Here is a 26,092-nt window from a genome sequence, read left to right as displayed (position 1 = left end):
AGCCATCGTCGCCGAAAAACCCGCAGCCGCCAGTTCCTGGCAGCCCATGTGGGTCAGGGCTGACGCATACAATGCTCCGTTCTCCTGCGCGGGCCCGTGCATACGGCGTGCGCAGCGACCCTTTTTCGACCTTCCAATCCTGGAGTCTTGCCCGTGTTTATTTCTTCCGCTTTTGCCCAGACCGCACCCGCAGCAGCAGCCTCCGGTGGCGACTTCATGTCGCAGCTGTACGGCATGGCACCGCTGGCGCTGATGTTCGTGGTGCTGTACTTCGTGATGATCCGTCCGCAGATGAAGCGCCAGAAGGAGCATCGCTCCATGATCGAGGCACTGGCCAAGGGCGACGAAGTGGCAACGGCCGGCGGCATCATCGGCCGCGTGACGCGCATGTCCGAGCAATTCCTGCACATCGAGATCGCCTCGGGCGTGGAAGTCCAGATCCAGCGCAGCGCCGTCGTACAGGTGCTGCCCAAGGACACGCTGAAGTAAGCGCTGTCCCTGTCTTGCGGGTGTGCGGACCGCGCAGGCGGCAGCACACCCTTTTGTGCGTTGCTGTCTACAAAGAGCGAAGAGCGCGATCATGAACCGATATCCGGTCTGGAAGTACGCGATCATCGTGATCGCGCTGCTGGTGGGGGTGCTCTACACCCTGCCCAATTTTTTCGGTGAGGCGCCTGCCGTGCAGGTCTCCTCGGCCAAGGCCACCGTCAAGGTGGACAACGCGGTGCTGCACAGGGTCGAGGAGGCCCTGAAGGCTGCCGATGTCAAGCCCGATGTGCTGACCATCGAGGGCACCTCGGTGCGGGCGCGCTTCAACACGCCCGACGAGCAGCTCAAGGCCAAGGACGTGATCCAGAAGGCCCTGATCCCCGATGCCAACGACCCGGCCTACATCGTGGCGCTGAACCTGGTGTCGCGCTCGCCGCAGTGGCTCACGGCCGTCGGCGCCAAGCCCATGTACCTGGGCCTGGACCTGCGCGGTGGCGTGCACTTCATGCTGCAGGTGGACATGGCTGCGGCCCTGACCAAGAAGGCCGACTCCTTTGCCGGCGACCTGCGCACCTCGCTGCGCGACAAGAACATCCGCCACGGCGGCGTCTCGCGCAACGGCAACACGGTCGAGATCCGCGTGCGCGACGAAGCCATGCTCACGGCCGCACGCAATCTGGTCACCGACCAGTTCCCCGATCTGGCAGCCACCTCCGAGCCTGATGGCGCCGGCTTCAAGCTGCTTGCCTCCATCAAGCCCGAAGCCCTGCGCAAGGTGCAGGAGCAGGCGCTCAAGCAGAACATCGTCACACTGCACAACCGTATCAACGAGCTGGGCGTGGCCGAGCCCGTGATCCAGCAGCAGGGTCTGGACCGCATCATCGTCCAGCTGCCCGGCGTGCAGGACACGGCCAAGGCCAAGGACATCCTGGGCCGCACGGCCACGCTGGAAGTGCGCCTGGTGGACGAATCCTCCGAGGCGCGCGGCGCCGAGCTGGGCTCGGGCCCAGTGCCCTTCGGCTCCGAGCGCTACCTGGACCGCAACGCCCAGGCCGTGATCGTGCAAAAGCAGGTCGTGCTGACCGGCGAGAACCTCACCGACGCACAGCCCGGCTTCGACAGCCAGACCCAGGAACCCACGGTCAACCTGGTGCTCGATGCCAAGGGCGCGCGCATCTTCAAGGACATCACGCGTGAGAACGTGGGCAAGCGCATGGCCATCATCCTGTTCGAAAAGGGCAAGGGCGAGGTCGTGACGGCTCCCGTGATCCGCACCGAGATCGGTGGCGGACGCGTGCAGATCTCGGGCCGCATGACCACGGCGGAAGCCAACGACACGGCCCTGCTGCTGCGCGCCGGCTCCCTGGCCGCGCCCATGGAGATCATCGAGGAATACACCATCGGCCCCAGCCTGGGCGCCGACAACATCAACCGCGGCATCCACTCCGTGGTCTGGGGCCTGGTGGCCATCGCGGCCTTCATGTGCGTGTACTACATGCTGTTCGGCGTGATCTCCACGGTGGCCCTGTCGGTCAACGTGCTGCTGCTGCTGGCCATCCTGTCCATGCTGCAGGCCACGCTGACCCTGCCCGGCATCGCCGCCATGGCGCTGGCGCTGGGCGTGGCCATCGACTCCAACGTGCTGATCAACGAGCGCATCCGCGAGGAACTGCGCGGCGGCGCCTCGCCGCAGGCCGCCATCCACGCGGGCTACGAGAACGCCTGGCACACCATCCTGGACTCGAACGTGACCACGCTGATCGCGGGCCTGGCGCTGCTGGCCTTCGGCTCCGGCCCGGTGCGCGGCTTTGCCGTGGTGCACTGCATCGGCATCCTGACCAGCATGTTCTCGGCCGTGTTCTTCTCGCGCGGCCTGGTCAACCTCTGGTACGGCCGCCGCAAGAAGCTCAAGAGCATCTCCATCGGCCAGGTCTGGAAGCCTGAAGACACCAGCCAGCTGCGCTCGGTGGCCACCAAGGGCGCCAGCCCCGCCGATTCCGGCGCCAACAACTGAAAGGGGGAAGACCATGGAGTTCTTCCGCATCCGCAAAGACATCCCCTTCATGAAGTACGCGTTGATCCTCAACGCGATCTCCTTCATCACCTTCGCGCTGGCCGTGTTCTTCCTGCTCACGCGCGGCCTGCACCTGTCCGTGGAGTTCACGGGCGGCACCGTGATGGAGGTGGCCTATACCCAGACCGCCGACATCGCCAAGGTGCGCGATACCGTCTCCAAGCTGGGCTACAGCGACGTCACGGTGCAGAACTTCGGCACATCGCGCGACGTGATGATCCGCCTGCCCGTGCAAAAGGACGTGTCCTCTGCACAGCAAAGCGAGCAGGTGCTCACGGCGCTCAAGAAGGAAGACGCCGAAGTCACGCTGCGCCGCACCGAGTTCGTGGGCCCGCAGGTGGGCGACGAGCTCATGCACAACGGCCTGATGGCCCTGGGCTTCGTGGTGCTGGGCATCGTGATCTACCTGGCCATGCGCTTCGAGTGGAAGTTCGGCGTGGCCGCCGTGATCGCCAACCTTCACGACGTGGTCATCATCCTGGGCTTCTTCGCGTTCTTCCAGTGGGAGTTCTCGCTGTCCGTGCTGGCCGGCGTGCTGGCCGTGCTGGGCTACTCGGTCAACGAGTCGGTGGTGATCTTCGACCGTATCCGCGAAGCCTTCCGCAAGTTCCGCAAGCTCAGCACCACCGAGGTGATCGACCACGCCATCACCAGCACCATGAGCCGCACCATCATCACCCACGCCTCCACCGAGGCCATGGTGCTGTCCATGTTCTTCTTCGGTGGCCCCAGCCTGCATTACTTCGCGCTGGCGCTGACCATCGGCATCCTGTTCGGCATCTATTCCTCGGTCTTCGTGGCCGCCGCCATCGCCATGTGGCTGGGCGTCAAGCGCGAGGATCTGATCAAGGCGCCCAAGGCCTCCACGGACCCCAACGACCCCAACGCCGGCGCCACCGTGTAAGCAGATGTTTTAGCCCTGTACCGGCTTACACTCGCGGGCATGCCCTCCCTGCCCACCCCTTCCAACGCGCCTGCTGGCACCCAGTCTTCACTGGGACAGCAGGCGCGTTTGCATTGGGTGCGTGGACTGTGCAAGGGCCTGCCCGGCGTGGCCCGGCAGTTGCTGGCCCAGATGGAACAACAGGCCCAGGCCGTGGGCACCGCACGTGAAATGCAGGAGCGTCGCGAGGCCTGGTCCAGCTACCGCCAGCACCAGGCGGCCTGGCTGAATGCCTGCATGCAGGCGCTGCAGGGCTCCCTGCAGCCAGCCAAGGCGGCGGCTGCGGCTGCTCCGGTGCCGCAGCGCGGGGCGCTGCAGTTCGAGCTGCTCAGCGACGATGTGGTGGAGAACAAGATCCTGGCCTCCCGCATGGCGCTGGCCATGGGGGAAACCACGGCCCCCGTCTTCGATACGCTGCGCCTGCGCATGCAGGCCATCGAAAACCAGGAACTGCCATCCAACGACATTCTGCGCAGCGAGTCCGTGTGCCGCCATCTGGTCGAGCAGTGGCTCGCCAGCGGCCTGCAGCGCGGCGATCTGCAGCGCGTGATGGATCTGCTGCAGACAGCCCTGGCGCCGCTGCTGGTGGCCGGATACCAGGAGGCCCACCTGTTGCTGGACGGCCAGGGCGTCACCCGTTCGCAGGACGTCGCCATGCGGGTGCGGCGCACCGAGGGGGGCCACTCCACGCGCGCCATGGGCCTGGGTCCGGCCACGTCGCATGCCTCGATCTTGCAGGCCACCTCGACCTCGCAGCCTTCCTCGGCCTATGCGCCCACGCAGATGGGCGGCGTGCCGGGCGCTGCCGCCTCCTATCTGCCCAACGTAGCGCTGCCCCAGGGCCAGATGCCCGTGGGCCTGACAACACTTTCGCGCGCACGCCACCGCGCCCATGAAGTCGTGGGCCAATTGCGCCGCCTGCTCATGCAGCCGGGCGTGGGCGTGCCGGGCCTGGTGCCTGGCGTGGGCGGCGTGGGCGGGGGCCTGCAGCAGGCCCCCGCATCGGCCGCGCTGACCCAGGCCCTGCTGGAGCAGCGCGTCGTGGCCCAGACGCAGTACCAGCAGATGCTGGCCCAGGGACTGACCACGCTGCACATCGATGTCAGCCCAGCCGCCATCGGCCAATTGGTGGGCCAGGTGCGCGAGCGCTCGGCCGAGCTCAAGCGCAAGGCCACCACCTCGGGTGAAAAGGCCACCATCGAGATCGTGGCCCTGATGTTCCAGGCCATCCTGACCGAGGACCGCATTCCGCCGTCGGTGCGCGTCTGGTTTGCCCGGCTGCAGGTGCCCGTGCTGCGCGTGGCGCTGGCCGAGCCGGAATTCTTCAGCAACCTGCGCCACCCGGCCCGGCTGCTGATCGACCGCCTGGGTTCGTGCGTGATGGGGTTCGACGCCTCCAGCATCAGCGGCAGCGCGCTGGAGTCGGAGATCCGGCGCATCGTCCAGGTCATCGAGCAGTATCCCGAAACCGGCCAGAAGGTCTTTGTGCTGGTGCGGCGCGAGTTCGAGGACTTCCTGGCGCGCTACCTGACCCAGTCGCAGGACAAGGCCAAGATCGTCAGCGTGGCCCAGCAGGTGGAGCAAAAGGAAACCCTGGCCATCCAATACACGATCGAGCTGCGCCACCTGCTCACCGACATGCCGGTGCGCGAAGAGATCCGCGAGTTCCTGTTCAAGACCTGGACCGAGGTGCTGGCCCTGGCCGCCGTGCGCCACGGCGCCAAGGACGCGCGCACCATGCGCTTCAAGCAGGCCGCCAGCGAACTGGTCTGGGCCGCCAGCGCCAAGCCCACGCGCCAGGAGCGCTCGCGCGTGATCCAGACGCTGCCTACGCTTTTACAAACCCTGCGCGAAGGGCTGGCCCTGATCGGCATCACGGGCGATGCCCAGTCCACGCGCATCAAGCTGGTCACCGACACGCTGGCCGAGGCCTTTGTCTCCAAGACCGCCACGATCGCCCCGGCCCGCATCGAGGCCATGGCGCAGCGGCTGGCCCATCTGGAGCAGTACATCAATGAAGACGGCATGCTCGACGAGGACATGCCGCTGTCGCCCGAGAACATCGAGATGATCCTGGGCGTGGACACGGCCGGCCTCAACGTCATACCGAGCACGAACACGCCCGTGGAACCGGTGATGCTGGAATGGGCCGCCTCGCTGGAACCGGGCCGCTGGTTCACGCTGGACCACAACGGCGCGCGCATCCAGGTGCAATACACCTGGCGCAGCCGCCGCAAGCAGCTGCACCTGTTCGCCGCGCTCGATGGCACCTGCCACCTGCTGCAGCTGCGGCGCATGGCCTCCTACCTGCAGTCCGGCCTGCTGTCCGTGCATGACGAAGAGGCGCTCACCGTGCGCGCGACGCGCGATGCGCTGGAGAAGATTCAGGCGAACCCTGAAAGGCTAAGCTCCCCCTGAGGCGCTACGCGCCTTCCCCCTCTCTACCCGCTTCGCGGGGGAGGGGGACGATGCCATCGGCTAGGCGCCCCCACCGCGAGGCGGCTCTTGCTCGGCATCTCCCGCTTGGGGACGCGCCAGTTTTTGAGATCAGGCCTGGGCCAGGCGCTGGAACAGGCCGCCGGGCAGGCGCTCCACGCGGCCTTCCAGTTCCAGCTCCAGCAGGTGGGCCTGCAGGGCTGCGGCATCCATGCCTGTGCGGTCCATGAGCTCGTCCAGCGACAACGGGTCGTGGGCCAGGGCACGCAGGGTGGCGTCGTTCTCATGGTCCTGGGCGGACTGGACAGCGGCCGCTGCCGCCGCTGCTGCCGGTACGGGCTTGGCAAGCGGCAGGCGCACGGCCGTGCCCTGCAGCTCATCGAGCACGTCCTGCGCCGTTTCCACGAGCTTGGCGCCCTGGCGCAGCAGCGCATGGCAGCCGCGCGACTGGGGCGCGTGGATGGAGCCCGGGATGGCAAAGACCTCGCGGCCCTGTTCGCTGGCCAGCCTTGCCGTGATCAGCGAGCCCGATTGCAGGGCCGCCTCGACCACCAGCGTGCCCTGCGACAGGCCCGCAATGATGCGGTTGCGCTGCGGAAAGTGCGCGGCCATGGGGCCGGTGCCCAGCGGATACTCGCTGACGATCAGCCCATGGCTGGCCACTTCGCGGGCCAGGCCGATGTGGCGCCGTGGATAGACCTGGTCCAGGCCCGTGCCCACGACGGCAATGGTGACGGGCGCCGCCTGGGCGCCCGTGCGAAGCACCGCGCGCAGTGCGCCCTCATGGGCAGCGCCATCCACGCCCTGCGCCAGTCCGGACACGATGCACAGGCCGGCCTCGGCCAGCGCCTGCGCCATGGCGCGCGCATTGGCCGCGCCCTGGACCGTCGGCCCGCGGCTGCCGACCATGGCCAGGGACTGTGGATAGGGGAACCAGGGCCCCGGCCCTGCCATGCAGCGCTCGCTGCCCTGCACATGCAGCAGCAGCGGCGGATCTTCGGTCTGCAGCAGCGCCTGCGGATACTGGGGATGGCCCAGCGCAAGCACGGCATGCAACTGCCCGGAAGCGGGCTGGTCCAGCCATTGCGCCGTGGCCGCCACAAGCTGCTCCAGGCGCTGGGGCACGGTCTGCAGCGAATGGGCCTGCGCCGCCGTCACCAGGCCGTGCCAGGCGGCTGGAGGGCCGCTCCAGATGTTCTGCGCGCCACCGCAGGCCGCCAGCAGGCGCCGCGCCGTGGTGCGGCCCACGCCGGGCGTCAGCAGCAGCCGAAGCCAGGCGGACAGCTCCTCGGGAGCGAGTCGGTCGGTGGACTGCAAGGCGGCCGCCATGGCGTTGCCGGCAGGCCGCTGGGGCTCAGGGAGCCGGCGAGGTCAGGCTGTCGCCCACCTCGACGCCGCGCCGTGCCTCCAGGATCAGCGCGTAGGAGACGCGGTCGAAGGTGCGGAACACCATGGCGTGGCCATTGCGTTCGTCGGGCAGCTGCACCTCTTCCTTCTTGTCGCCCGTCTTGTCCACGATGCGCACGCCACGGCGGGTCAGCTCCAGCACCGTGCCCACGTCCATGCCGTCCTGCGTACCCTTGTTGATGGCAATGACCTGGTTGTTGGCTGCCCAGCGCACGGCCTGGTCGCCGTACAGGGACACCACGTGGGCCTTCACGGCAGACTGCGGCGCATGCGGCGCATAGTTCATGTAGGTTCGCTCCGGTGCGGGCAGCAGGCGGTCGCCAGCACGCATCTCGGTCTTGGCGCGCGACAGGTCCACCGTGGCGGGAGAGGCCTGCTCGTGCTTTTCGCCCTTGCCGTCCACGATCTCCAGCGAGGTCTCGCCCTCGATGAGATCGGCCAGGCCCAGGTACTTGGCCTCGTAGCCCAGCACCTCGCCGGAGATGGGGTCCTTGAGCGCCACCGCATCGCGGAAGACACGGTACTGGCGCGGCAGGCCGTCGCCCTTGCGCAGCGGCGCCTCGGCCGTGCCGCGTGCATAGGCGCGGTCACCGCTGGCCATGAGCACGCGCTCGTCCGTGGTGGCGATGAGGCGGGGTGCCCGCAGCAGCATTTCGGCATCGACCACCAGCGGCTCGGCCAGGAAGGGCTCGATCAGATGGGGCTGCAGCGTGGGCAGGGCCGCCTGCGCCAGCGACTCGCTGCGCGTGCTCGGAGACACGCGCACCACACCGGGCTCGCCGCCGTCGCCCATGGGACGCGCCGTGCTCAGGCGGGCATAGCCATCACGCTTGTCCAGGTACAGCACCTGGCCCGGATAGATGAGGTGGGGATTGGCGATGGCCTGCATGTTCATGCCCCACAGCTCGGGCCAGCGCCAGGGGCGGCGCAGGTACATGCCGGAGATGCCCCACAGCGTGTCGCCGCGCTTGACGGTGTAGCTGTCGGGCGCATCGGGCGCCAGCTCGCCCACGGGAACGCCCTGCTGGGCCACCTGCTGGGCGGCCGAGCGCTGCGATGCCGTCACCGGAAGCTGCTGCGCGTGGGCCGCTGCGAACGCAGCGATCAGGGCCGTTGCGACAGTCCAGGTACGAGCTGTGGCGAATGCAGTCATGGAATTCCTCTTCTTGTGGCTGACGCAGCGTCCCTCCTAGGCACTGCGGCACGGCCGATCTTGTCATGAACGGCCATACAGGTCTTACAAATCAGCAAAGATTCTGCGTGCAAGGCCATGAGAGGGCAACGCTTATTGCGTCGTCCCGCTGCGCCCAGGCAGAAAAGTGGCGAAAATAACGACATTCACCGACCACGCCATGTCCATTCTGCCCATTCTTTGCTATCCCGACCCCCGCCTGCACACCGTCGCCAAGCCGGTTGCCAAGGTCGATGACCGCATTCGCCAGCTGGTCCAGGATATGTACGCCACCATGTACGACGCCCAGGGCGTGGGCCTGGCAGCCACCCAGGTGAACGTGCACGAGCGCGTGGTCGTGGTCGATGTCTCCGAAGGCCGAGACGAGCCCTTTGCGCTGATCAACCCGGAGCTGCTCTGGGCCAGCGAGGAAACGCAGCTGGGCGAAGAAGGCTGCCTGTCGGTGCCCGGCATCTACGACGGCGTCGAGCGCTCCACCGCCATCAAGGTCAAGGCCCTGGACGAGAACGGCAACGAGCGCATCATCGAGGCCGAAGGCTTCAAGGCCATCTGCATCCAGCACGAGATGGACCACCTGATGGGCAAGGTCTTCGTCGAGTACCTGTCGCCGCTCAAGCGCAACCGCATCAAGACCAAGCTGCTCAAGCAGCAGAAACAGGCCGAGCGCGCATGACCCACCTGCCAGCGCTTCGCTTCATGCCGCGCTGGAAGATGGACGGCGCGGGCCTCGTTGCCTGGGCGCTGCTGGCCCTGGCCTTGTCCCTGCTGCTTGCCGGCTGCGCCGTGCCCGAGTGGCAAAAGCCCGGCACGCCGCGCTCCGAGATCGAGCGCTCCATGGGCCGCCCGACCCTGAGCCTGCCGCTGGACGGTGGCGGCACGCGCCTGGTCTACAGCCGGCAGCCTGCGGGCCAGCAGGTCTACCACATGGATTTCGACGCCAACCAGCGCCTGGTGCGCGTGGAGCAGGCGCTCACCATCGAACGCTTCCACGCCCTGCGCAATGGCGAGGACACCCGGGAAAATGTGCGCCAGCTCTTCGGCCCGCCTGCGCTGATCGAGAGGGTCTACAGTTTCAATGGCGACATCTGGACCTACCGTATCCTGGAAAATGGCATTCGCCGCCAGGCCCATGTGCATATCGACCCCGCCGGCGTGGTGCGCCGCGTGATGTTCACCGACGAAGTGTTCAACGACGACGACCGTCGCTGAGCCTGCACACCGTCCCCACCGTCCCTACTGGATTGCATGAGAGTCATTTTTGCCGGCACGCCCGAGTTCGCGCGCGTTGCCCTTGAACGCCTGCTCGCCGCGGGCTTTACCGTCCCCCTGGTGCTGACCCAGCCCGACCGTCCCGCCGGGCGCGGCATGAAGCTGCAGGCCTCGCCCGTCAAGCAGTGCGCGCTGGAGCACGGCATTGCCGTGGCCCAGCCGCGCAGCCTGCGCCTGGACGGCAAATACCCCGAAGAGGCCGCCGCCGCCCGCGCCGCGATCGAAGCGGCCCAGGCCGATGTCATGGTCGTGGCCGCCTACGGGCTGATCCTGCCGCAGTGGGTGCTCGATACGCCCCCGCGCGGCTGCCTGAACATCCACGCCAGCCTGCTGCCGCGCTGGCGCGGCGCCGCCCCCATCCACCGCGCCATCGAGGCCGGCGATGCCGAGACCGGCGTCACCATCATGCAGATGGACGCCGGCCTGGACACGGGCGACATGTGCCTGGTCGAGCGCCTGCCCATCACCGCTGAAGACACCACGGCCAGCCTGCACGACAAGCTGGCCGACCTGGGCGGGCGCCTCATCGTCGAGGCGCTGGAGATGAGCGCCTGTGGCGGCCTGCCGCGCACGCCCCAGCCCGCCGAGGGCGTGAACTACGCGCACAAGATCGAAAAGGCCGAAAGCCAGATCGACTGGCGCCAGGATGCCGAGGCCATTGCCCGGCGCCTGCGCGCCTTCAACCCCTTCCCGGGCGGCGCCACGCAGTACGGCGATGAAGCCATCAAGGTCTGGGAGGCTCATGCCGACCCCGCCATCGCCGTGGCGACGGCAGCTCCCGGCACCGTGCTGTCCGCGGGCGCCGACGGCGTGCGCGTGGCCTGCGGCCATGGCGTGCTGTGCATGACGCTGCTGCAGCGCGCAGGCGGCAAGCGGCTGGCGGCCGGCGATTTCCTGCGCGGCTTCGATCTGCCTGAAGGAGCCGTTCTGGACGGTGCTGCCAGCGGCGGCACGCCATGAACCTGCAGCCCCTGGTGGAGCGCGCACGCGGCATTGCGCGCGATCCCGCCTTCATGACCGGCGTGCGCGACATGTCGGGCACGGCGCTGGGCATAGGCGCCTGGGGCCTGGTCACGGGCGTGGCCATGATCAAGAGCGGCATGTCCCTGCCCCTGGCGCTGTTCATGGGCCTGCTGGTCTATGCCGGCAGCGCCCAGCTGGCCGTGCTGCCGCTGATGGCCGTGGGCGCGCCCATGTGGGTGGTCTGGTTCACGGCCATCTGCGTGAACCTGCGCTTCGTCATCCTCAGCAGCATGTGGCGCAGCTACTTTGCCCACCTGCGCCTGCGCCACCGCCTTGCCATCGCCTATTTCAGCGGCGACGTGATCTTCGTGGGCTTCATGAAGCGCTACCCCGATGCACGGCCCCAGCCCGAGCAACTGCCCTATTTCTGGGGTGCCGCATCGACCAACTGGCTGGCCTGGCAGATCCCGTCCACGCTGGGCATCCTGCTGGCCGACCAGGTGCCGCTGTCCTGGGGCCTGGGCTTTGCGGGCGTGCTGGCTCTCATGGGCGTGCTGCTGTCCATGCTCAACGACCGTGCCACGTGGGTGGCAGGCGTGGTTGCGGCCAGCGCGGCCGTGGCGGCCTTTGCGCTGCCGCTCAAGCTCAATATCCTCGTGGCCATCGCTGCAGCCGTGGCCGCAGGCCTGCTGGCAGAAACGCTGCAGCAGCGCCTGCGCGCACTGCAGGCGCCTGAAAAAGGGGAGCCAGGCCCGGTGATTCTGCCGCCCGATACAGCCCGCGGCGAGCGCCATGCCCGGCTGCCGCTGGACGAAGACGCCCGACCCGTGCAAACCAAGGAAAAGGAGACGCTCTGATGGATCTGTCCTGGCTGTGGCCCTGGCTGGCCTGCGTGGGCCTGGCGGCCATCACGCTGTTCACACGCGCCTTCTTCCTGATTCCCGAGCGCGAAGTGCCCTTGCCGCAATGGCTCAAGCGCGGCCTCAAGTACGCGCCGCTGGCAGCCCTGGCGGCCGTGATTGCGCCCGAGATCGTGATGACCAACGGCAGGCTGATCTCCACCGTGGTCGATGCGCGCCTGCCGGCCCTGGCTTGCGCGGTCATGTATTTTTTTTACAAGCGCAGCATCATGGGCACGATCGCGCTCGGCATGGCGGTCTATCTGCCACTGCATATCGGCCTGGGCTGGTAGGCGTAGCGCGGCCCAGAGCGGCCGAGAGCGCCCGGCTCCCCGGCTGAAACCGGATTACAGGCGCTCCCGATGCCCCGGATCGCTGGTGCGCACGCCCGCTGCCAGGGCGGGTGCGCCGCCTACAATGGCCGCGCTTTACCTCTTTTTCGTTTCAATTCCATGGCGATCGCCACCGATCGCAACGCCGCCGTCATGAACATTCTCCGTTTCTCCGATCTGTGCGCCCAGGGCAAGGCCCAGGGCCAGCGCGTCTTCATCCGCGCCGACCTCAACGTGCCCCTGAACGATGCCGGCGAGATCACCGAGGACACGCGCGTGCGCGCCTCCGTGCCCGCCATCGAGATGGCACTGAAGGCCGGCGCCGCCGTGATGGTGACCAGCCACCTGGGCCGCCCCACCGAAGGCGAGTTCAAGCCCGCCGATTCGCTGGCGCCCGTGGCCCGCCGCCTGGGCGAGCTGCTGGGCCGCGAAGTGCCCCTGGTCGCCGACTGGGTGGACGGCGTGCAGGTGGCGCCCGGCCAGGTCGTGCTGCTGGAGAACTGCCGCGTGAACGTGGGCGAGAAGAAGAACAAGGAAGAACTGGCCCGCAAGCTGGCCGCGCTGTGCGACATCTTCGTGCACGACGCCTTCGGCACTGCCCACCGCGCCGAAGGAACCACCTACGGCATCGCCCAGTTCGCGCCCATTGCCTGCGCGGGTCCCCTGCTGTCGGCCGAGATCGACGCCATCACCAAGGCCCTGGCCAACCCGCGCCGCCCGCTGGCCGCCATCGTGGCCGGCTCCAAGGTGTCGACCAAGCTGACCATCCTGCAGTCGCTGGCCAAGAACGTGGACCAGCTCATCGTGGGCGGCGGCATTGCCAACACCTTCATGCTGGCCGCGGGCCTGAACATCGGCAAGAGCCTGGCCGAGGCCGACCTGGTCGGCGAGGCCCGCGCCGTGATCGACGCCATGGCCGCACGCGGCGCCGAGGTGCCGATTCCCACCGACGTGGTGGTCTCCAAGACCTTTGCGGCCGACGCGCCCGCCACCGTCAAGAAGGCCGCCGACGTGGCTGACGACGACATGATCCTGGACATCGGCCCCGAGACCGCCGCCCGCCTGGCCGAGCAACTGCGCAAGGCCGGCACCATCGTCTGGAACGGCCCCATGGGCGTGTTCGAGTTCGACCAGTTCGCCAACGGCACCCAGGTCGTGGCCCAGGCGATCGCCGACTCCGACGCCTTCAGCATCGCCGGCGGCGGCGACACCCTGGCCGCCATCGCCAAGTACGGCATCGAGGACAAGGTGGGCTACATCTCCACGGGCGGCGGCGCCTTCCTGGAGGTGCTGGAAGGCAAGACCCTGCCTGCCTTCGAGATCCTGCAAAAGCGCGCCAACGGCTGAGCACGGCAACATCCGGATACGGGGCACTTTCTTGTCAGTGCCTCGCGGCGAAGCCACAATCGACACTTTTGCGCAGCTGCAGCAATCCGCCGCAGCGCGCCCCGCACCGAGGAGAAATCCATGCGATCGTTCAAATCCGCTGGCGGCCTGGCCCTGGCGGGCCTCTGCCTGGCCCTGGCGGGCTGCGTCAATGCACCGATGACCAGCTACTTCGAAGCCACGGCCCAGCCCAAGATCGGCGCTGCCGGCCACTGGGACTCCGTGGCCAACGATGTCGTCGCCAAGACGCTGGAAACACTGCAAAAGACCGGCATCGAGCGCACCACGCCGGTCCACGTGGCCCTGCCGGCCGAGCCCAGCCAGTTCGACAAGGGCTTCCGTGAGCTGATCATCACCAAGCTCGTGCAAAGCGGCGTGACCGTCATGCAGCAGCCGGCCCAGGCCCAGCTGCAGGTGAGCTACGGCGCCCAGGTCGTGCGCCACGGCAAGCGCCTGCCCAATCCCGAACTCGTGCTGACGACCACGGTGGTGCGCAACAACCAGTACCTGGCGCGCAAGACCGACGTCTACTACCTCGAAAAGAGCGACGCCGTGCTGTTCACGGCCGAGGACGAGCGCCCCGAATTCCCCGCCAAGAACCTGAAGGTGGTGGGCCAATGACGCTGCGCACGCCTCTCCTGCCGGCCGCGCTGGCTGCGGCGGCCCTGCTGTCCGCCTGTGCCGTGCCCGCCCCCGCGACCACGCCCGAATCGTCGGCAGCGCGCCGCGGCGAGCCCACCTACCAGTCGGCCGCAGCCAACCCCTTCATCGCCAGCAGCCGCGCTGCCGTGGACGAGCTGGTCAGGGGCCTGAACACCGAGGAGCTGGGCGAGGCGCCCGTGCTCGTGGCCACCGTGGTCAACGTCAACGACCTGACGCGCTCGGCCCCGCTGGGCCGCACGCTCAGCGAGCTGTATTCCTCGCAGCTGTCCTCCAAGGGCTACAACGTCAAGGAGCTGAAGCTGCGCGGCGACGTGTACGTCAAGGAAGGCACGGGCGAGCTGCTGCTGTCGCGCGAGATCAAGGACATCGCCCGCAACCACAATGCGGCCCTGGTCCTGGTGGGCACGTACTCGGCGGCTGCCAAGTACACCTATGTGAGCCTGAAGCTGGTTCGCACCGACGACAGCCGCATCGTGCGCAGCCACGACTACGCCCTGCCCAACAACATCGACATCCAGCGCCTGCTGGGCGCCCCGGCCACGGCGCAACGCTGAGGCACTGCAGCCTGCCTGCGCCCGTGTGCGCAGTCAGGCTGCGTCTTCTTCTCCCTACCTTCGCCTGATTCCCCTCAGCGGCCGCGCGCCGGCCACAGCACCGAGGCGATGGCCACCACCATCAGCGCCACGGCCGTCCAGTCCTGCCAGTGCAGCACCTCGCCCAGCCACCAGGCGCCGCTGAACACGCCCAGCACGGGGATCATCATCACGCTCAGCGTGGACGCCACGGGCGGCAGGCTGCGCGCCAGGAAGAACCAGACCGTCTGGCCAAAGCCCAGCACCAGCACGCCGTTGAAGACGATGGCGCCCGTGGCCTGGGCGTCGGGCCAGTGCCACAGGTGGCGTTCGAAGACGAAGGCCAGCACCGTGAGCGTCAGCGCGGTCAGCGCCACCATCCACAGCGTCATCGTCAGCAGGGGCACGGGCACCTCGGCGCGGCGCAGCTTCTGCGTGCCGAAGGCCCAGCTCAGCGCGGCGGCCAGCATCAGGCCCACGCCGATGGGGCGGCTGCCCAGGGCGCCGACCTCGTGCCACAGCAGCAGGAGCACGCCCGCCAAGGCCGCCGCCACACCCGCCCAGGCACGCGGCGCCAGCCGGTCATGGAAGAACAGGCTGCCCAGCACGGCCGAGAAGATGGGCATGGTGTAGCCCAGGATGGCCGCCCGCCCGCTGGACAGCATGGGGATGGCAATGATGATCAGGCTGTTCCACAGCACCATGTTGAACAGCGTCAGCTGCGCCAGCCGGGGCCAATAGGCACGCGGCACGGCCAGCGGCAGGCGGCGCCAGACCACGAAGGCCGCCAGGATGGGCAGGCCCACCCACATCGAGGCCATGCGGAAACTCAGCGGCGGGAAATGCTGCACGCCCAGCTTCATCACCGGCCAGTTGATGCCCCAGATCAGGGTCAGCGCGATCAGCAAAAGGATTTGTCGGGCGGTGAAGGCAGGCATAGGCCGCCGATTGTGCCCGCGGGCCGCCAGGCCCGCTGGATGCCCGGCGACAGGCCCCGGGAAGGGCCGATCGCTAAAATCGCGCCCCATGACCTTTCTCGACATGCTGCGCAATGCCACCGCCCAGAACCAATCCATGCTGTGCGTGGGCCTGGACCCCGAACCCAGCCGCTTTCCTGCGGCCATGCGCGGCGATGCAAGCAAAATCTACGACTTCTGCGCCGCCATCGTCGAGGCCACGGCCGACCTGGTGAACTCCTTCAAGCCCCAGATCGCCTACTTCGCGGCCCACCGCGCCGAAGACCAGCTGGAAAAGCTCATGGCCCACATGCGCGCCGTCGCGCCCCATGTGCCCATCATCCTGGACGCCAAGCGCGGCGACATCGGCTCCACCGCCGAGCAGTACGCCAAGGAAGCCTTCGAGCGCTATGGCGCCGACGCCGTGACCCTGTCGCCCTTCATGGGCTTCGATTCCATCACGCCCTACCTGCAGTACGAGGGCAAGGGCGCCTTCCTGCTGTGCCGCACCTCCAACCCCGGCGGCGACGACCTGCAGGCCCAGCGCCTGGCCGACCTGCCGGGCCAGCCCCACCTGTTCGAGCATGTGGCGCGCCTGGCGCAAGGCCCCTGGAACACCAACGGCCAGCTCGGCCTGGTGGTGGGCGCCACGCGCCCGCAGGAGATCGAGCGCGTGCGTGAATTCGCGCCCTCGCTGCCGCTGCTGATCCCCGGCGTGGGCGCCCAGGGGGGTGACGCCGTGGCCACGGTCAAGGCGGCGCGCATCGGCGGCGGTCCCATCATCATCAATTCCTCGCGTGCGGTGCTCTATGCATCGCAGGGCGACGACTTCGCTGCCGCCGCGCGCACCGCCGCCCAGGCCACGCGCCAGACGCTGCAAGACGCAGCCGCTGCCTGAGACGGCAGGGAAGCCCGGCCATGCAAGGCAAATGGCTGGAAGACTTCCTGCTGCTGGCCCAGGAGCGCAGCTTCACGCGCGCGGCCGAGCTGCGCCATGTCACCCATCCGGCCTTCGGGCGGCGCATCCGCGCGCTGGAGGCCTGGGCCGGCACGCCCCTGGTCGAGCCCGGCGGCGGCCCCGTGCGGCTGACGCCGGCCGGTGAAGCCTTCCGCGATACGGCCGAGCAACTGGTGCGCACGCTGGCCCAGTCGCACGATGAACTGCAGGCCGTGGCCGGGCGCCAGGCCCGCGTGATCACGCTGGCCACGGGGCGCACGCTGGCGCGCACCATCGTGGCCGACTGGCTGACGCGCCACGGCAGCGTGCTGCAGACGGCCGAGCTGCGCGTGGTCACACGCACGCTGGACGAGACCGTGGCCATGCTGCAGCGCGGCGAAGTCAGCTTCACGCTGGTCTACCACCACGCCGCCATTGGCGTGCGCCTGGACGGCCGCCAGTTCAGCTACCTGACGGTGATGCAGGACAGGCTGGTGCCCGTGGCCCGCGCCGACGCCCAGGGCCGTCCGCTGTACGAGCTGTCGACCAGCCACCAGCCCGTCGCTCCCGTCCCCTACCTGGCCTTCTCGCACAGCATGGCCCTGGGCCGCCTGGTGGAAGACCACCTGGCCCGGCATCCGCTGGCGCCTCGCCTGCGCCGCTGCGTGGACTGCGACTCGGCCGACGCCCACTACGAATACGTGCTGCGCGGCCTGGGCCTGGCCTGGATGCCGTGGTCCATGGTGCGCGGCGACTGCCAGGCCGGCCGCCTGGCCGTGGCCGGCGACCCGGGCCTGGAAGTGCACTTCGACGTGCGCCTGTACCGTCCCAAACGCCACCTGGGTCCTGCAGCCGAGCAGTTCTGGAACGACATCACGGGCGCCTGACGGGTGCATGCATGCGCCCTCCTGGTGCAAACCCGCACCGCGCTGTGGAACAAGAGGTTTTTGGTGCTGCAATGGCTCCGCCTCGTGCCGAATCAGCACCAAATGCCTGGGTAGTCCTTCGCACAATCAATCTCATACATTTCAGGAATAACCCCATGCCCAGCAACTCCCTCCTGCGCCGCTCCGCCCTGGCCTGCGGCCTGCTGATCGCCGCCACCGGCAGCGCCTTCGCCGACGACGCCGCCAGCTACCCCAACCGTGCCATCACCATGATCGTGGGCTACCCCGCCGGCGGCAGCACCGACCTGGTGGGCCGCTTCGTGGCCGATGGCCTGGCCTCGCGCCTGGGCCAGCCCGTGGTGGTGGAGAACCTGGGCGGTGCCGGCGGCGCCATCGGCGCGCAAAAGGCCGTCAAGGCCACGCCCGACGGCTACACGCTGTTCGTGGGTGCCAACAACGAGCTGGCCATCGCACGTCTGATCAACAAGAGCATCAAGTACTCCATCGGCGACTTCACGCCCATCGGCATGATCGGCTCCCAGCCCATGGTGCTGGTGGCCTCGCAGAAGGCCGGCGTCAAGACCGCCGCCGAGTTCAGCGCCCTGGTGGCCAAGAACCCGGGCAAGTTCAGCTACGGCAGCTCGGGCGTGGGCACGGCACTGCACCTGGCCGGTGAAATGATCAAGGAGCAGGGCAAGCTGCACATGACCCACATCCCCTACCGCGGCGTGGCGCCCCTGACCACGGACCTGGTGGGCAACAACATCGAGTTCGGCATGTTCGTGCTGTCCTCGGGCCTGCCCCAGATCCGCGCGGGCAAGGTCATCGCCCTGGGCACGACGGAGGCCAAGCGCTCGGCCATCACGCCCGACATCCCGGCCCTGTCCGAGCTGCCCCAGTACAAGAACGTGGACATCAACGTCTGGTTCGCGCTGATGGCGCCCAAGGGCCTGCCCGCACCCGTGGCCGCCAGGGTCAAGAAGGCGCTGGACGAGACCATGGCCTCGCCCGAGTTCCGCAAGAAGATGGAAGAGGCAGGCTCGGTGGTGGCCGATCCCAAGACGGATGCCGGCAAGTACATCAACGCCGAGATCGCCAAGTACACAAAAATCGTCCAGTTTGCCCATATTGAGAATTGACCCCCCCTGAGCGGCTGCGCCGCTTCCCCCCACTCTCGCCGTGCTGCGCACGGCGGGCGGGGGGACGCAGCCCTCGCTGCGGGGCGGCCCTTGCTTGGCTGCCCTCGCTTGCGCTGCGCCAGTTGCAAAAGCCGTGCGCGTGTAGACAACGGAGTGAGTGATGGAAACTTTGCGATTTGACCTTCCCCTGCCCGACCTGAGCGCCTGGCGCGCGGGCAATACCGGTACCGAGGGCGTGTGGCAATTCGACTCGGGACGCCCGGGCCGCCACGTGATGATTTCCGCGCTGGTGCACGGCAACGAGATCTGCGGCGCCTGGGCCGTTTCCGGGCTGCTTCAGGCCTTGCACAACGGCCTGGCGCTGGACAACGGCCGCCTGACCCTGGTGCTGGCCAACCTCGATGCCTTCGACCGCTTCGACGCGGCCAGCCACGATGCCTCGCGCTTCGTGGACGAGGACATGAACCGCCAGTGGATAGACGCACGCATCGACGAGGGCAGCACCCGCGAACGCCGCCGCGCCGCCGCGCTGCGCCCCTTCGTGCAGCAGGCCGACTGGCTGCTGGACCTGCATTCCATGCACGAGCCCTCGGCCCCGCTGCTGCTGACCGGCATGCAGCCGCGCAACCGCGATCTGGCACGCCAGATGGGCGCGCCGGCGAACATCGTCGTGGATGCCGGCCACAAGGACGGCACGCGGCTGCGCGACTACGGGCGCTTCGGCCTGCCCGACGCCGAGGCCGGCGACTCGCGCTCGCTGCTGATCGAATGCGGCTTCCATGGCGATCTGGCCAGCCGCGACGTGGCGCACGACCAATGCCTGCGTTTCCTCGAAGTGGCCGCCATCTTCGACAACGGCGCGCTGCACGCCGCCCTGCCCGGCTGGAAGCAGGCCGACGCACCGGCCCAGTGGGCGCTGGAAGTCACGGCGCCCGTGGTGGCCAAGAGCAGCGGCTTTCGCTTCACGGCGCCGTTCACGGGGCTGGAGCGCTTCGAGAAGGCCGGCACGGTGATCGGCGACAACGATGGCGAGCCGGTGATCACGCCCTATGGCGACTGCGTGCTGGTCATGCCCTCGGTGCGCCAGGCGCGTGCGGGCGTGACCGTGGTGCGCTTTGCGCGGCGCTCGCCGCTCTGAGCCTCAGGGGCGCTGGCAGCGCGCGGGCGACAGCCGTTCAGGCTGCACGCCCTGCGCGGCCAGGCGCGCATCCAGCGGCTCGCCGCGCAGCAGGTTGCGCGCCAGCAGGCTGTAGCCGAAGGCGCTCTGTATGCCGTAGCCGCCCTGGGCGGCCACCCAGAAAAAGCCCGGCAGCGGCACGGGCGAGGCGTCCCAGCCAATGGCCATCTCGCCGTCGGCCACGAAGCTGCGCAGCCCGGCCCAGGTGTGCGAGGGGCGGCGGATCTGCAGCGTGGTCACTTCCTCGATGCGCCAGATGCCCGTGGCCACGTCCAGTTCCTCGGGCGCCACGTCCTGCGGCGCCACGGGGTCGGCGTTGGCGGGCGAGCCCAGCAGCTGGCCCGCATCGGGCTTGAAGTAGAAGCCCTCGTCGGCGCTGATCACGGCGGGCCAGTGCGCGGCATCCATGCCCTCGGGCACGGCGAAGGTGAAGGCACTGCGCCGCCTGGGCACCAGGCCGATGGACGCTGCGCCCGCCAGCGCGCCCAGCGCATCGGCCCAGGCGCCGGCCGCGTTGACCACGCAGCGCGCACGCACCTGGCTGCCGTCGGCCAGGTCCACGGTCCAGACACCGCCGTCCTGCGCCAGCGCACGGACCTCGGCGCCGCAGCGCAACTCGCCGCCGCACTGGCGCAGGCCGCGCAGGAAGCCCTGGTGCAGGCCATGCACGTCGATGTCGCGCGCGCCGTCGTCCGCAAAGCCATCGACCAGCAGCGTGGTGTTCAGGCAGGGCACCAGGGCCTTGAGTTCATCGGGGCCCAGGCGCCTCGCCTGGGGCGAGTGCAGGAGGGCCTCGGCATGGGCGGCATCGAGCTGGTCCTTCTGCGCGGCCGTGCCCACATAGAGCACGCCGCGCGGCGCCAGGATGGGCGCCTGCACAAAGCCCTGCGGCGGCTGCTCGTAGAAGGCGCGGCTGGCGCGCGTCAGCGCCTGGACCTGCAGCGGGCCATAGTGCTCCTCATACAGCGCGGCCGAGCGGCCCGTGCTGTGGTAGCCGGGCTGGGATTCGCGCTCCAGCACCAGCACCGAGGCGCCGCCGTCGCGCGCCAGCTGCCAGGCCACCGAGGCGCCGGCCATGCCCGCGCCCACCACCACGAAATCACGGATGCTGCTGTCCATGGCCGGCCTCACTTTGCGTTCTTGCGGCCTGGCTTGGCCTGCGCGGGAGCCGCCGCTGCCTCCAGATAGGGCCGCAGATAGCGCCCCGTGTGGCTGGCCGGGTTGGCCGCCACGTCCTCGGGCGTGCCCGTGGCCACCACCTGGCCGCCGCCCGAGCCGCCTTCGGGGCCCATGTCGATGATCCAGTCGGCCGTCTTGATCACGTCCAGGTTGTGCTCGATGACGACGATGGTGTTGCCCGCATCGCGCAGCTGCTGCAGCACCTTGAGCAGCAGGGCGATGTCGGCGAAGTGCAGGCCCGTGGTGGGCTCGTCCAGGATGTAGAGCGTGCGCCCGGTGTCGCGCTTGGACAGTTCCTGGGCCAGCTTGACGCGCTGCGCCTCGCCGCCCGACAGCGTGGTCGCGCTCTGGCCCAGCCGGATATAGGACAGGCCCACGTCCAGCAGGGTCTGCAGCTTGCGGGCGATGGTGGGCACGTCCTTGAAGAAGGCATGGGCGTCCTCCACCGTCATCTCCAGGATCTGGGAGATGTTGCGGCCCTTCCACTGCACCTCCAGCGTCTCGCGGTTGTAGCGCTGGCCGTTGCAGATGTCGCAGGGCACGTAGACATCGGGCAGGAAGTGCATCTCCACCTTGACCACGCCGTCGCCCTGGCAGGCCTCGCAGCGGCCGCCGGCCACGTTGAACGAGAAGCGCCCGGGGCCGTAGCCGCGCTCCTTGGCGGTGTTGGTCTCGGCCATCAGGTCGCGGATGGGCGTGAACAGTCCCGTATAGGTGGCCGGATTGCTGCGCGGCGTGCGGCCTATGGGCGACTGGTCCACATTGATGACCTTGTCGAAATGGCCCATGCCGATGATGTCGTCGTGCGGCGCGGCCTCGCCGCCGGCACGGTGGATCTGGCGCGCGGCCTCGGTGTAGAGCGTGTCGTTGACCAGGGTGCTCTTGCCCGAACCCGAGACGCCGGTCACGCAGGTCAGCAGGCCCACGGGAAAGTCCGCCGTCACGCCCTTGAGGTTATGGCCGCGCGCACCCACCACGCGCAGGGCCTGCAGTTGCGGCGCGCCGGGGGCGGTTGCGTTGTCGGGATTGGCCGGGGGCTGCTGGGAGCGGGACGGGAAGCCCTTGGCCGCTGGCCGGGCCTCGCCCTCGGCCGTTGCCTCCAGCACGGGTTGCCAGGGCGTGCGCCGCGCGGGCACTTCGATGCGCTGGGTGCCCGCCAGGTAGCGGCCCGTGGGTGAATCGGGGTTGGCGCGCACCTCTTCGTAGCTGCCCTGGGCCATGACGCGGCCGCCATGCACGCCCGCGCCCGGCCCCAGGTCGATGATCTGGTCGGCCGCGCGCATCATGTCCTCGTCGTGCTCGACCACGATGACGCTGTTGCCGATGTCGCGCAGGTGCTGCAGCGTGCCGATGAGCTTGTCGTTGTCGCGCTGGTGCAGGCCGATGCTGGGCTCGTCCAGCACATACATCACGCCCGTCAGGCCGCTGCCGATCTGGCTGGCCAGGCGGATGCGCTGGGCCTCGCCGCCGGACAGGGTGTCCGCGCCGCGCTCCAGGCTCAGGTAGCTCAGGCCCACGTCGTTGAGGAACAGCAGGCGCGAGGCGATCTCGCGCACCACCTTGCCCGCGATCTCGGCCTTGGCGCCCGACAGCTGCAGCGCCGCGCACCAGGCATGGGCCTCGGCCAGCGTGGCGTGGCCCACCTCGTAGATGGCGCGGGCCTGCTCGCCCTCGCCGATGCGCACGAAGCGCGCCTCGCGGCGCAGCCGCGTGCCGCCGCAGTCGGGGCAGACGGTGACGCTGCGCAGCCGCGCCAGGTCGTCGCGCACCACGCTGGACTCGGTCTCGCGCCAGCGCCGCGTGATGTTGGGAATGATGCCCTCGAAGGGATGGCTCTTGACCATGGACTCGCCCTTGCGCGCGCCGCTGTCGAAGACGTAGCTGAAGGGCATTTCCTCCTCGCCCGAGCCCCATAGCACCACATGGCGCACCTTCTCGGGCAGCTCCTCGAAGGGCAGCTCCACATCGGTGCCGTAGTGGCGCGCCACGCTCTCCAGCATGGAGAAGTAGTAGCCGTTGCGCCGGTCCCAGCCCTTGACGGCGCCGCTGGCCAGGCTCAGCGTGGGGAAGGCGACCACGCGCTCGGGGTCGAAGGACTCCGTGCAGCCCAGGCCGTCGCAGCCCGGGCAGGCGCCCATGGGCGAGTTGAACGAGAACAGGCGCGGCTCCAGTTCGGGCAGCGAGTAGCTGCACAGCGGGCAGGCGAACTTGGCGCTGAAGAGGTGTTCCTTGCCGCTGTCCATCTCCAGCGCGATCACGCGGCCGCCGGCGTCGGCGCCACCCGCGCGCAGGGCGGCCTCGAAGCTCTCGGCCAGGCGCTGCTGGGCGTCGGCACGCACCTTGAGGCGGTCGATCACCACGTCGATGTCGTGGCGCTCGTTCTTCTCCAGCGCGGGCAGGGAGTGGGACTCGTGGATCTTGCCGTCGATGCGAAAGCGCACATAGCCCTGGGCCTGCATCTGCGCGAACAGCTCGGCGAACTCGCCCTTCTTGTTGCGCGCCAGCGGCCCCAGCACCATGAGGCGCGTGTCCTCGGGCAGGGCCAGGGCCGCATCCACCATCTGGCTGATGGTCTGGGACTGCAGCGGCAGGTTGTGGTCGGGGCAGTAGGGCGTGCCGGCGCGTGCGAACAGCAGGCGCAGGTAGTCGTTGATCTCGGTCACCGTGCCCACGGTGGAGCGCGGGTTGTGGCTGGTGGCCTTCTGCTCGATGCTGATGGCGGGCGACAGGCCCTCGATCAGGTCCACATCGGGCTTGTCCAGCCGCCCCAGGAACTGGCGCGCATAGGCCGACAGGCTCTCCACATAGCGGCGCTGGCCCTCGGCATACAGCGTGTCGAAGGCCAGGCTGGACTTGCCCGAGCCCGACAGCCCGGTGATCACCACCAGCCGGTTGCGCGGAATGTCCAGGTCGATGTTCTTGAGGTTGTGCGTGCGCGCACCTCGGATGGCGATGCGCGTTTGCGTCAGGCCTTGCGCCAGCGCCTGGCCAAGGTAGCGGCCGTCGGGCTGGGAGCGGGAGTCGGCGGCCCGGTCCAGGCCGCCGTCTTCGGAAATTGTGTGGGAACCAGGCATCGGGAAAACCCCTGCGAAGGCGAACCCGCCATGATAGGTCAGAACCCGCGCCACCGCATGGCGGCTCGGTCTGCGGGGCGGCAGGGCCTGCTGCGGTGCCCATTCACAAAACTGTCTTGCACTGCCCTGCATAACCCAGCCACCCCGCAGCGCTGGCCTATGGGCGAGAATGGCGGATTCCTTGCCCCCACAACAGTGCACCCCGTGCTCGATTCCCCCACACCCGTCCACGGCGCCCAGGCGCCAGCCCCCTCCTCGCCCGCATCGGGCCGCATGACCTCGCAGGAACGCCGATCCAGCGCCAGCCTGGCGCTGATCTTTGCGCTGCGCATGCTGGGCCTGTTCCTGGTGCTGCCGGTGTTCGCGCTGGAGGCCCGCAAGTACCCGGGCGGCGACGATCCGGCCATGATCGGCCTGGCCATGGGCCTGTACGGGCTCACCCAGGCCGTGTTCCAGCTGCCGCTGGGCCTGGCTTCGGACCGATTCGGGCGCAAGCGCGTCATCGTCGCCGGGCTGCTGGTCTTTGCGGCGGGCAGCCTGCTGGCGGCCACGGCCGACTCGCTGCCGGGCCTGATGTGGGGCCGGGGCCTGCAGGGCGCGGGCGCTGTCTCGGCCGCCGTGACCGCGCTGCTGGCCGACCTCACGCGCGACAGCGTGCGCACCAAGGCCATGGCCATGGTGGGCGGCAGCATCGGACTCATGTTCGCGCTGGCCCTGGTGCTCAGCCCCCTGCTGGCGGCCTGGGGCGGGCTGCCCGGCATCTTCGGCCTGACCTGCGCCCTGGCGCTGGCGGGCATTGCCGTCGTGCTCTGGGTCGTCCCGCCCGAGCCCGCGCGCCACGCCGACCAGCCGCGCGGCCGCATGGCCGAGCTGTGGCGCCATGGCGATCTGGTGCGGCTGAACCTGGGCGTCTTCGTGCTGCACACCGTGCAGATGTCCATGTGGGTGGCCGTGCCCGCCATGCTGGTGCAGGCGGGGCTGGACAAGCAGGCGCACTGGCATGTCTACCTGCCGGCCGTGGTGCTGTCCTTCGCCGCCATGGGCGGCCTGTTCGCCATGGAGCGGCGCGGGCGCCTGCGGGCGGCCCTGCTGGGCGCCATCGCCCTGATCACCCTCGTGCAGATCGGCCTGGGCCTGCTGGCGGCGGGCGGCGCGCAGCCGCCGCTGTGGGCCATGGCCTTGCTGATGTTCGTGTTCTTCTGCGGCTTCAACGCGCTGGAGGCCACCCAGCCCAGCCTGGTATCGCGCATGGCCCCGGCTCCGCTGCGCGGCGCGGCGCTGGGCGCCTATAACACGCTGCAATCGCTGGGCCTGTTCGCAGGCGGCGCCCTGGGCGGCGCCGTCGCCAAATGGGCCGGCATGCCGGGCCTGTTCACCCTGACGAGCGTCCTGGCCGTGCTGTGGCTGGTCGTCACCTGGCCGCTGCGCCCCGTCGGCCGCCACGGCTGAACGGCGGGTTTTCAGACGGTTACAAGCCGGGGCAGCCGGCAGGCGCGCCCGGATATCCGCCCCCTGCCATCGGCGGACGGCTTGCGGCACAATGGCGCGTCTGGCCCGGGATCCATCCCTCTATGCCCGGGCCACTTCCCTATGTAAAGGTATTTCACTCATGGCATCCGTCAACAAGGTCATCATCGTCGGCAACCTCGGACGCGACCCCGAAATGCGCACCTTCCCGAGTGGCGATCAGGTGGCCAACGTGACCATCGCCACCACCGACCGCTGGCGCGACAAGAACACCGGCGAGAACAAGGAAGCCACCGAGTGGCACCGCGTGGTCTTCAACGGCCGCCTGGCCGAAATCGTGGGCCAGTACCTGCGCAAGGGCAGCCAGGTCTATGTCGAAGGCAGCCTGCGCACCCGCAAGTGGACCGACCAGGCCTCCGGCCAGGAACGCTACGCCACCGAAATCCGCGCCGACAGCATGCAGATGCTGGGCAGCCGCCAGGGCGGCGGCGGTGGCCAGCAAGGCGGCGGCTACGGCGATGAAGGCTACGGCGACAGCGGCTACGACGCCCCTCCCCAGCAGCAGCAGCGCCGTCCGGCCCCTGCCCCCATGGCGGCGCCCGCACCGCGCCAGGCCCCTGCCCAGCGCCCCGCTCCCTCGCCCATGGCACC

Annotated in this window: 23 protein-coding genes; 18 read left to right on the top strand and 5 right to left on the bottom strand. The window is 69.0% G+C overall.

What is annotated here, in order from left to right:
• The first annotated feature begins 153 nt into the window (after positions 1-153).
• The 4 genes from yajC to A9976_RS25625 all read left to right on the top strand — a co-directional run bounded on the left by yajC (position 154) and on the right by A9976_RS25625 (position 5,924).
• Positions 154-489 carry a preprotein translocase subunit YajC gene (yajC, locus tag A9976_RS25640; protein ID WP_071957020.1) on the top strand — a complete coding sequence of 112 codons (336 nt, stop codon included), beginning with the start codon at positions 154-156 and terminating at the stop codon, positions 487-489.
• Positions 490-580: 91 nt separating this feature from the next.
• The gene (secD, locus tag A9976_RS25635; RefSeq protein WP_183021328.1) at positions 581-2,503 is read left to right on the top strand and encodes a protein translocase subunit SecD; all 1,923 of its coding nucleotides are present in this window, start codon (positions 581-583) and stop codon (positions 2,501-2,503) included.
• Positions 2,504-2,516: 13 nt separating this feature from the next.
• Positions 2,517-3,467 carry a protein translocase subunit SecF gene (gene secF, locus A9976_RS25630; RefSeq protein ID WP_183021327.1) on the top strand — a complete coding sequence of 317 codons (951 nt, stop codon included), beginning with the start codon at positions 2,517-2,519 and terminating at the stop codon, positions 3,465-3,467.
• Positions 3,468-3,506: 39 nt separating this feature from the next.
• On the top strand, positions 3,507-5,924 hold the full coding sequence (locus tag A9976_RS25625; RefSeq protein ID WP_183021326.1) for a DUF1631 family protein: 2,418 nt from the start codon (positions 3,507-3,509) through the stop codon (positions 5,922-5,924).
• 129 nt (positions 5,925-6,053) lie between these two features.
• On the opposite strand, the gene dprA is transcribed toward A9976_RS25625, so the two are convergent.
• Together dprA and A9976_RS25615 are read right to left on the bottom strand one after the other, a co-directional pair.
• Entirely contained in the window at positions 6,054-7,271 is a 1,218-nt protein-coding gene (gene dprA, locus A9976_RS25620) for a DNA-processing protein DprA (RefSeq protein WP_183021325.1), read from the bottom strand.
• 25 nt (positions 7,272-7,296) lie between these two features.
• Positions 7,297-8,502: a LysM peptidoglycan-binding domain-containing protein gene (locus A9976_RS25615; RefSeq protein ID WP_183021324.1), complete on the bottom strand. Its 1,206-nt coding sequence runs from the start codon at positions 8,500-8,502 to the stop codon at positions 7,297-7,299.
• 199 nt (positions 8,503-8,701) lie between these two features.
• On the opposite strand from A9976_RS25615, the gene def reads away from it, so the two are divergent.
• The 8 genes from def to A9976_RS25575 all read left to right on the top strand — a co-directional run bounded on the left by def (position 8,702) and on the right by A9976_RS25575 (position 14,607).
• Positions 8,702-9,214, top strand: a complete 513-nt coding sequence (gene def / locus A9976_RS25610) for a peptide deformylase (RefSeq protein WP_012202765.1) — start codon at positions 8,702-8,704, stop codon at positions 9,212-9,214.
• A complete protein-coding gene (locus A9976_RS25605; RefSeq protein WP_183021323.1) occupies positions 9,211-9,750 on the top strand; it encodes a hypothetical protein in 540 nt (179 codons plus the stop codon). The genes def and A9976_RS25605 overlap by 4 nt, the downstream gene beginning before the upstream one ends.
• Before the next feature lie 36 nt (positions 9,751-9,786).
• Entirely contained in the window at positions 9,787-10,770 is a 984-nt protein-coding gene (gene fmt / locus A9976_RS25600) for a methionyl-tRNA formyltransferase (RefSeq protein ID WP_183021322.1), read from the top strand.
• Positions 10,767-11,630 carry an AzlC family ABC transporter permease gene (locus A9976_RS25595; protein ID WP_012202762.1) on the top strand — a complete coding sequence of 288 codons (864 nt, stop codon included), beginning with the start codon at positions 10,767-10,769 and terminating at the stop codon, positions 11,628-11,630. Before fmt ends, A9976_RS25595 begins: the two co-directional genes overlap by 4 nt.
• On the top strand, positions 11,630-11,965 hold the full coding sequence (locus tag A9976_RS25590; RefSeq protein ID WP_012202761.1) for an AzlD domain-containing protein: 336 nt from the start codon (positions 11,630-11,632) through the stop codon (positions 11,963-11,965). Before A9976_RS25595 ends, A9976_RS25590 begins: the two co-directional genes overlap by 1 nt.
• Before the next feature lie 192 nt (positions 11,966-12,157).
• Complete coding sequence (locus A9976_RS25585; RefSeq protein WP_183021376.1) at positions 12,158-13,351, top strand: phosphoglycerate kinase; 1,194 nt, start codon at positions 12,158-12,160, stop codon at positions 13,349-13,351.
• A 120-nt stretch (positions 13,352-13,471) separates the two neighbouring features.
• Entirely contained in the window at positions 13,472-14,011 is a 540-nt protein-coding gene (locus A9976_RS25580) for a hypothetical protein (protein WP_012202759.1), read from the top strand.
• Positions 14,008-14,607 (top strand): FlgO family outer membrane protein, encoded by a 600-nt coding sequence (locus tag A9976_RS25575; protein WP_183021321.1) that lies wholly within the window; start codon positions 14,008-14,010, stop codon positions 14,605-14,607. Before A9976_RS25580 ends, A9976_RS25575 begins: the two co-directional genes overlap by 4 nt.
• A 74-nt stretch (positions 14,608-14,681) precedes the next feature.
• Here the strand turns inward: A9976_RS25575 and A9976_RS25570 are convergent, their stop codons facing one another.
• Positions 14,682-15,563, bottom strand: a complete 882-nt coding sequence (locus A9976_RS25570) for a DMT family transporter (protein ID WP_034389732.1) — start codon at positions 15,561-15,563, stop codon at positions 14,682-14,684.
• Positions 15,564-15,651: 88 nt separating this feature from the next.
• Here A9976_RS25570 and pyrF point away from each other — a divergent pair, with 88 nt between their 5' ends.
• From pyrF to A9976_RS25550, 4 genes are all read left to right on the top strand, one after another.
• A complete protein-coding gene (gene pyrF, locus A9976_RS25565) occupies positions 15,652-16,479 on the top strand; it encodes an orotidine-5'-phosphate decarboxylase (protein WP_141830884.1) in 828 nt (275 codons plus the stop codon).
• A 20-nt stretch (positions 16,480-16,499) separates the two neighbouring features.
• On the top strand, positions 16,500-17,405 hold the full coding sequence (locus A9976_RS25560; protein ID WP_183021320.1) for a LysR family transcriptional regulator: 906 nt from the start codon (positions 16,500-16,502) through the stop codon (positions 17,403-17,405).
• A 155-nt stretch (positions 17,406-17,560) separates the two neighbouring features.
• Positions 17,561-18,544 (top strand): tripartite tricarboxylate transporter substrate binding protein, encoded by a 984-nt coding sequence (locus A9976_RS25555; RefSeq protein ID WP_183021319.1) that lies wholly within the window; start codon positions 17,561-17,563, stop codon positions 18,542-18,544.
• A gap of 160 nt (positions 18,545-18,704) precedes the next feature.
• Complete coding sequence (locus tag A9976_RS25550) at positions 18,705-19,682, top strand: succinylglutamate desuccinylase/aspartoacylase family protein (RefSeq protein ID WP_183021318.1); 978 nt, start codon at positions 18,705-18,707, stop codon at positions 19,680-19,682.
• Positions 19,683-19,685: 3 nt separating this feature from the next.
• On the opposite strand, the gene A9976_RS25545 is transcribed toward A9976_RS25550, so the two are convergent.
• Positions 19,686-20,840: an FAD-binding oxidoreductase gene (locus A9976_RS25545; RefSeq protein WP_183021317.1), complete on the bottom strand. Its 1,155-nt coding sequence runs from the start codon at positions 20,838-20,840 to the stop codon at positions 19,686-19,688.
• An 8-nt stretch (positions 20,841-20,848) separates the two neighbouring features.
• Positions 20,849-23,974: an excinuclease ABC subunit UvrA gene (gene uvrA, locus A9976_RS25540; RefSeq protein WP_183021316.1), complete on the bottom strand. Its 3,126-nt coding sequence runs from the start codon at positions 23,972-23,974 to the stop codon at positions 20,849-20,851.
• A gap of 273 nt (positions 23,975-24,247) precedes the next feature.
• Here uvrA and A9976_RS25535 point away from each other — a divergent pair, with 273 nt between their 5' ends.
• The gene (locus tag A9976_RS25535) at positions 24,248-25,423 is read left to right on the top strand and encodes an MFS transporter (protein ID WP_183021375.1); all 1,176 of its coding nucleotides are present in this window, start codon (positions 24,248-24,250) and stop codon (positions 25,421-25,423) included.
• Positions 25,424-25,583: 160 nt separating this feature from the next.
• A partial coding sequence (gene ssb / locus A9976_RS25530; protein ID WP_183021315.1) for a single-stranded DNA-binding protein occupies positions 25,584-26,092 on the top strand: 509 nt, incomplete at its 3' end.

Origin of the sequence: Delftia sp. UME58 (assembly GCF_014170385.1) — a bacterium.
GTDB lineage: Bacteria > Pseudomonadota > Gammaproteobacteria > Burkholderiales > Burkholderiaceae_C > Comamonas > Comamonas acidovorans.
Note: the sequence above shows the minus strand (reverse complement) of the source record. Positions and strands in the feature narration are given on the sequence as shown.

Excerpts from the sequence above, each read along its gene's own strand:
- A9976_RS25570 (WP_034389732.1), bottom strand. The coding sequence starts at position 15,563 with ATGCCTGCCTTCACCGCCCGACAAATCCTTTTGCTGATCGCGCTGACC.
- A9976_RS25560 (WP_183021320.1), top strand. The coding sequence starts at position 16,500 with ATGCAAGGCAAATGGCTGGAAGACTTCCTGCTGCTGGCCCAGGAGCGC.
- secD (WP_183021328.1), top strand. The coding sequence starts at position 581 with ATGAACCGATATCCGGTCTGGAAGTACGCGATCATCGTGATCGCGCTG.
- uvrA (WP_183021316.1), bottom strand. The coding sequence starts at position 23,974 with ATGCCTGGTTCCCACACAATTTCCGAAGACGGCGGCCTGGACCGGGCC.
- A9976_RS25595 (WP_012202762.1), top strand. The coding sequence starts at position 10,767 with ATGAACCTGCAGCCCCTGGTGGAGCGCGCACGCGGCATTGCGCGCGAT.
- pyrF (WP_141830884.1), top strand. The coding sequence starts at position 15,652 with ATGACCTTTCTCGACATGCTGCGCAATGCCACCGCCCAGAACCAATCC.
- A9976_RS25535 (WP_183021375.1), top strand. The coding sequence starts at position 24,248 with ATGACCTCGCAGGAACGCCGATCCAGCGCCAGCCTGGCGCTGATCTTT.
- A9976_RS25555 (WP_183021319.1), top strand. The coding sequence starts at position 17,561 with ATGCCCAGCAACTCCCTCCTGCGCCGCTCCGCCCTGGCCTGCGGCCTG.
- A9976_RS25605 (WP_183021323.1), top strand. The coding sequence starts at position 9,211 with ATGACCCACCTGCCAGCGCTTCGCTTCATGCCGCGCTGGAAGATGGAC.
- A9976_RS25550 (WP_183021318.1), top strand. The coding sequence starts at position 18,705 with ATGGAAACTTTGCGATTTGACCTTCCCCTGCCCGACCTGAGCGCCTGG.
- def (WP_012202765.1), top strand. The coding sequence starts at position 8,702 with ATGTCCATTCTGCCCATTCTTTGCTATCCCGACCCCCGCCTGCACACC.
- secF (WP_183021327.1), top strand. The coding sequence starts at position 2,517 with ATGGAGTTCTTCCGCATCCGCAAAGACATCCCCTTCATGAAGTACGCG.
- A9976_RS25580 (WP_012202759.1), top strand. The coding sequence starts at position 13,472 with ATGCGATCGTTCAAATCCGCTGGCGGCCTGGCCCTGGCGGGCCTCTGC.
- A9976_RS25575 (WP_183021321.1), top strand. The coding sequence starts at position 14,008 with ATGACGCTGCGCACGCCTCTCCTGCCGGCCGCGCTGGCTGCGGCGGCC.
- A9976_RS25625 (WP_183021326.1), top strand. The coding sequence starts at position 3,507 with ATGCCCTCCCTGCCCACCCCTTCCAACGCGCCTGCTGGCACCCAGTCT.
- A9976_RS25590 (WP_012202761.1), top strand. The coding sequence starts at position 11,630 with ATGGATCTGTCCTGGCTGTGGCCCTGGCTGGCCTGCGTGGGCCTGGCG.
- A9976_RS25545 (WP_183021317.1), bottom strand. The coding sequence starts at position 20,840 with ATGGACAGCAGCATCCGTGATTTCGTGGTGGTGGGCGCGGGCATGGCC.
- A9976_RS25585 (WP_183021376.1), top strand. The coding sequence starts at position 12,158 with ATGAACATTCTCCGTTTCTCCGATCTGTGCGCCCAGGGCAAGGCCCAG.
- fmt (WP_183021322.1), top strand. The coding sequence starts at position 9,787 with ATGAGAGTCATTTTTGCCGGCACGCCCGAGTTCGCGCGCGTTGCCCTT.
- A9976_RS25615 (WP_183021324.1), bottom strand. The coding sequence starts at position 8,502 with ATGACTGCATTCGCCACAGCTCGTACCTGGACTGTCGCAACGGCCCTG.
- dprA (WP_183021325.1), bottom strand. The coding sequence starts at position 7,271 with ATGGCGGCCGCCTTGCAGTCCACCGACCGACTCGCTCCCGAGGAGCTG.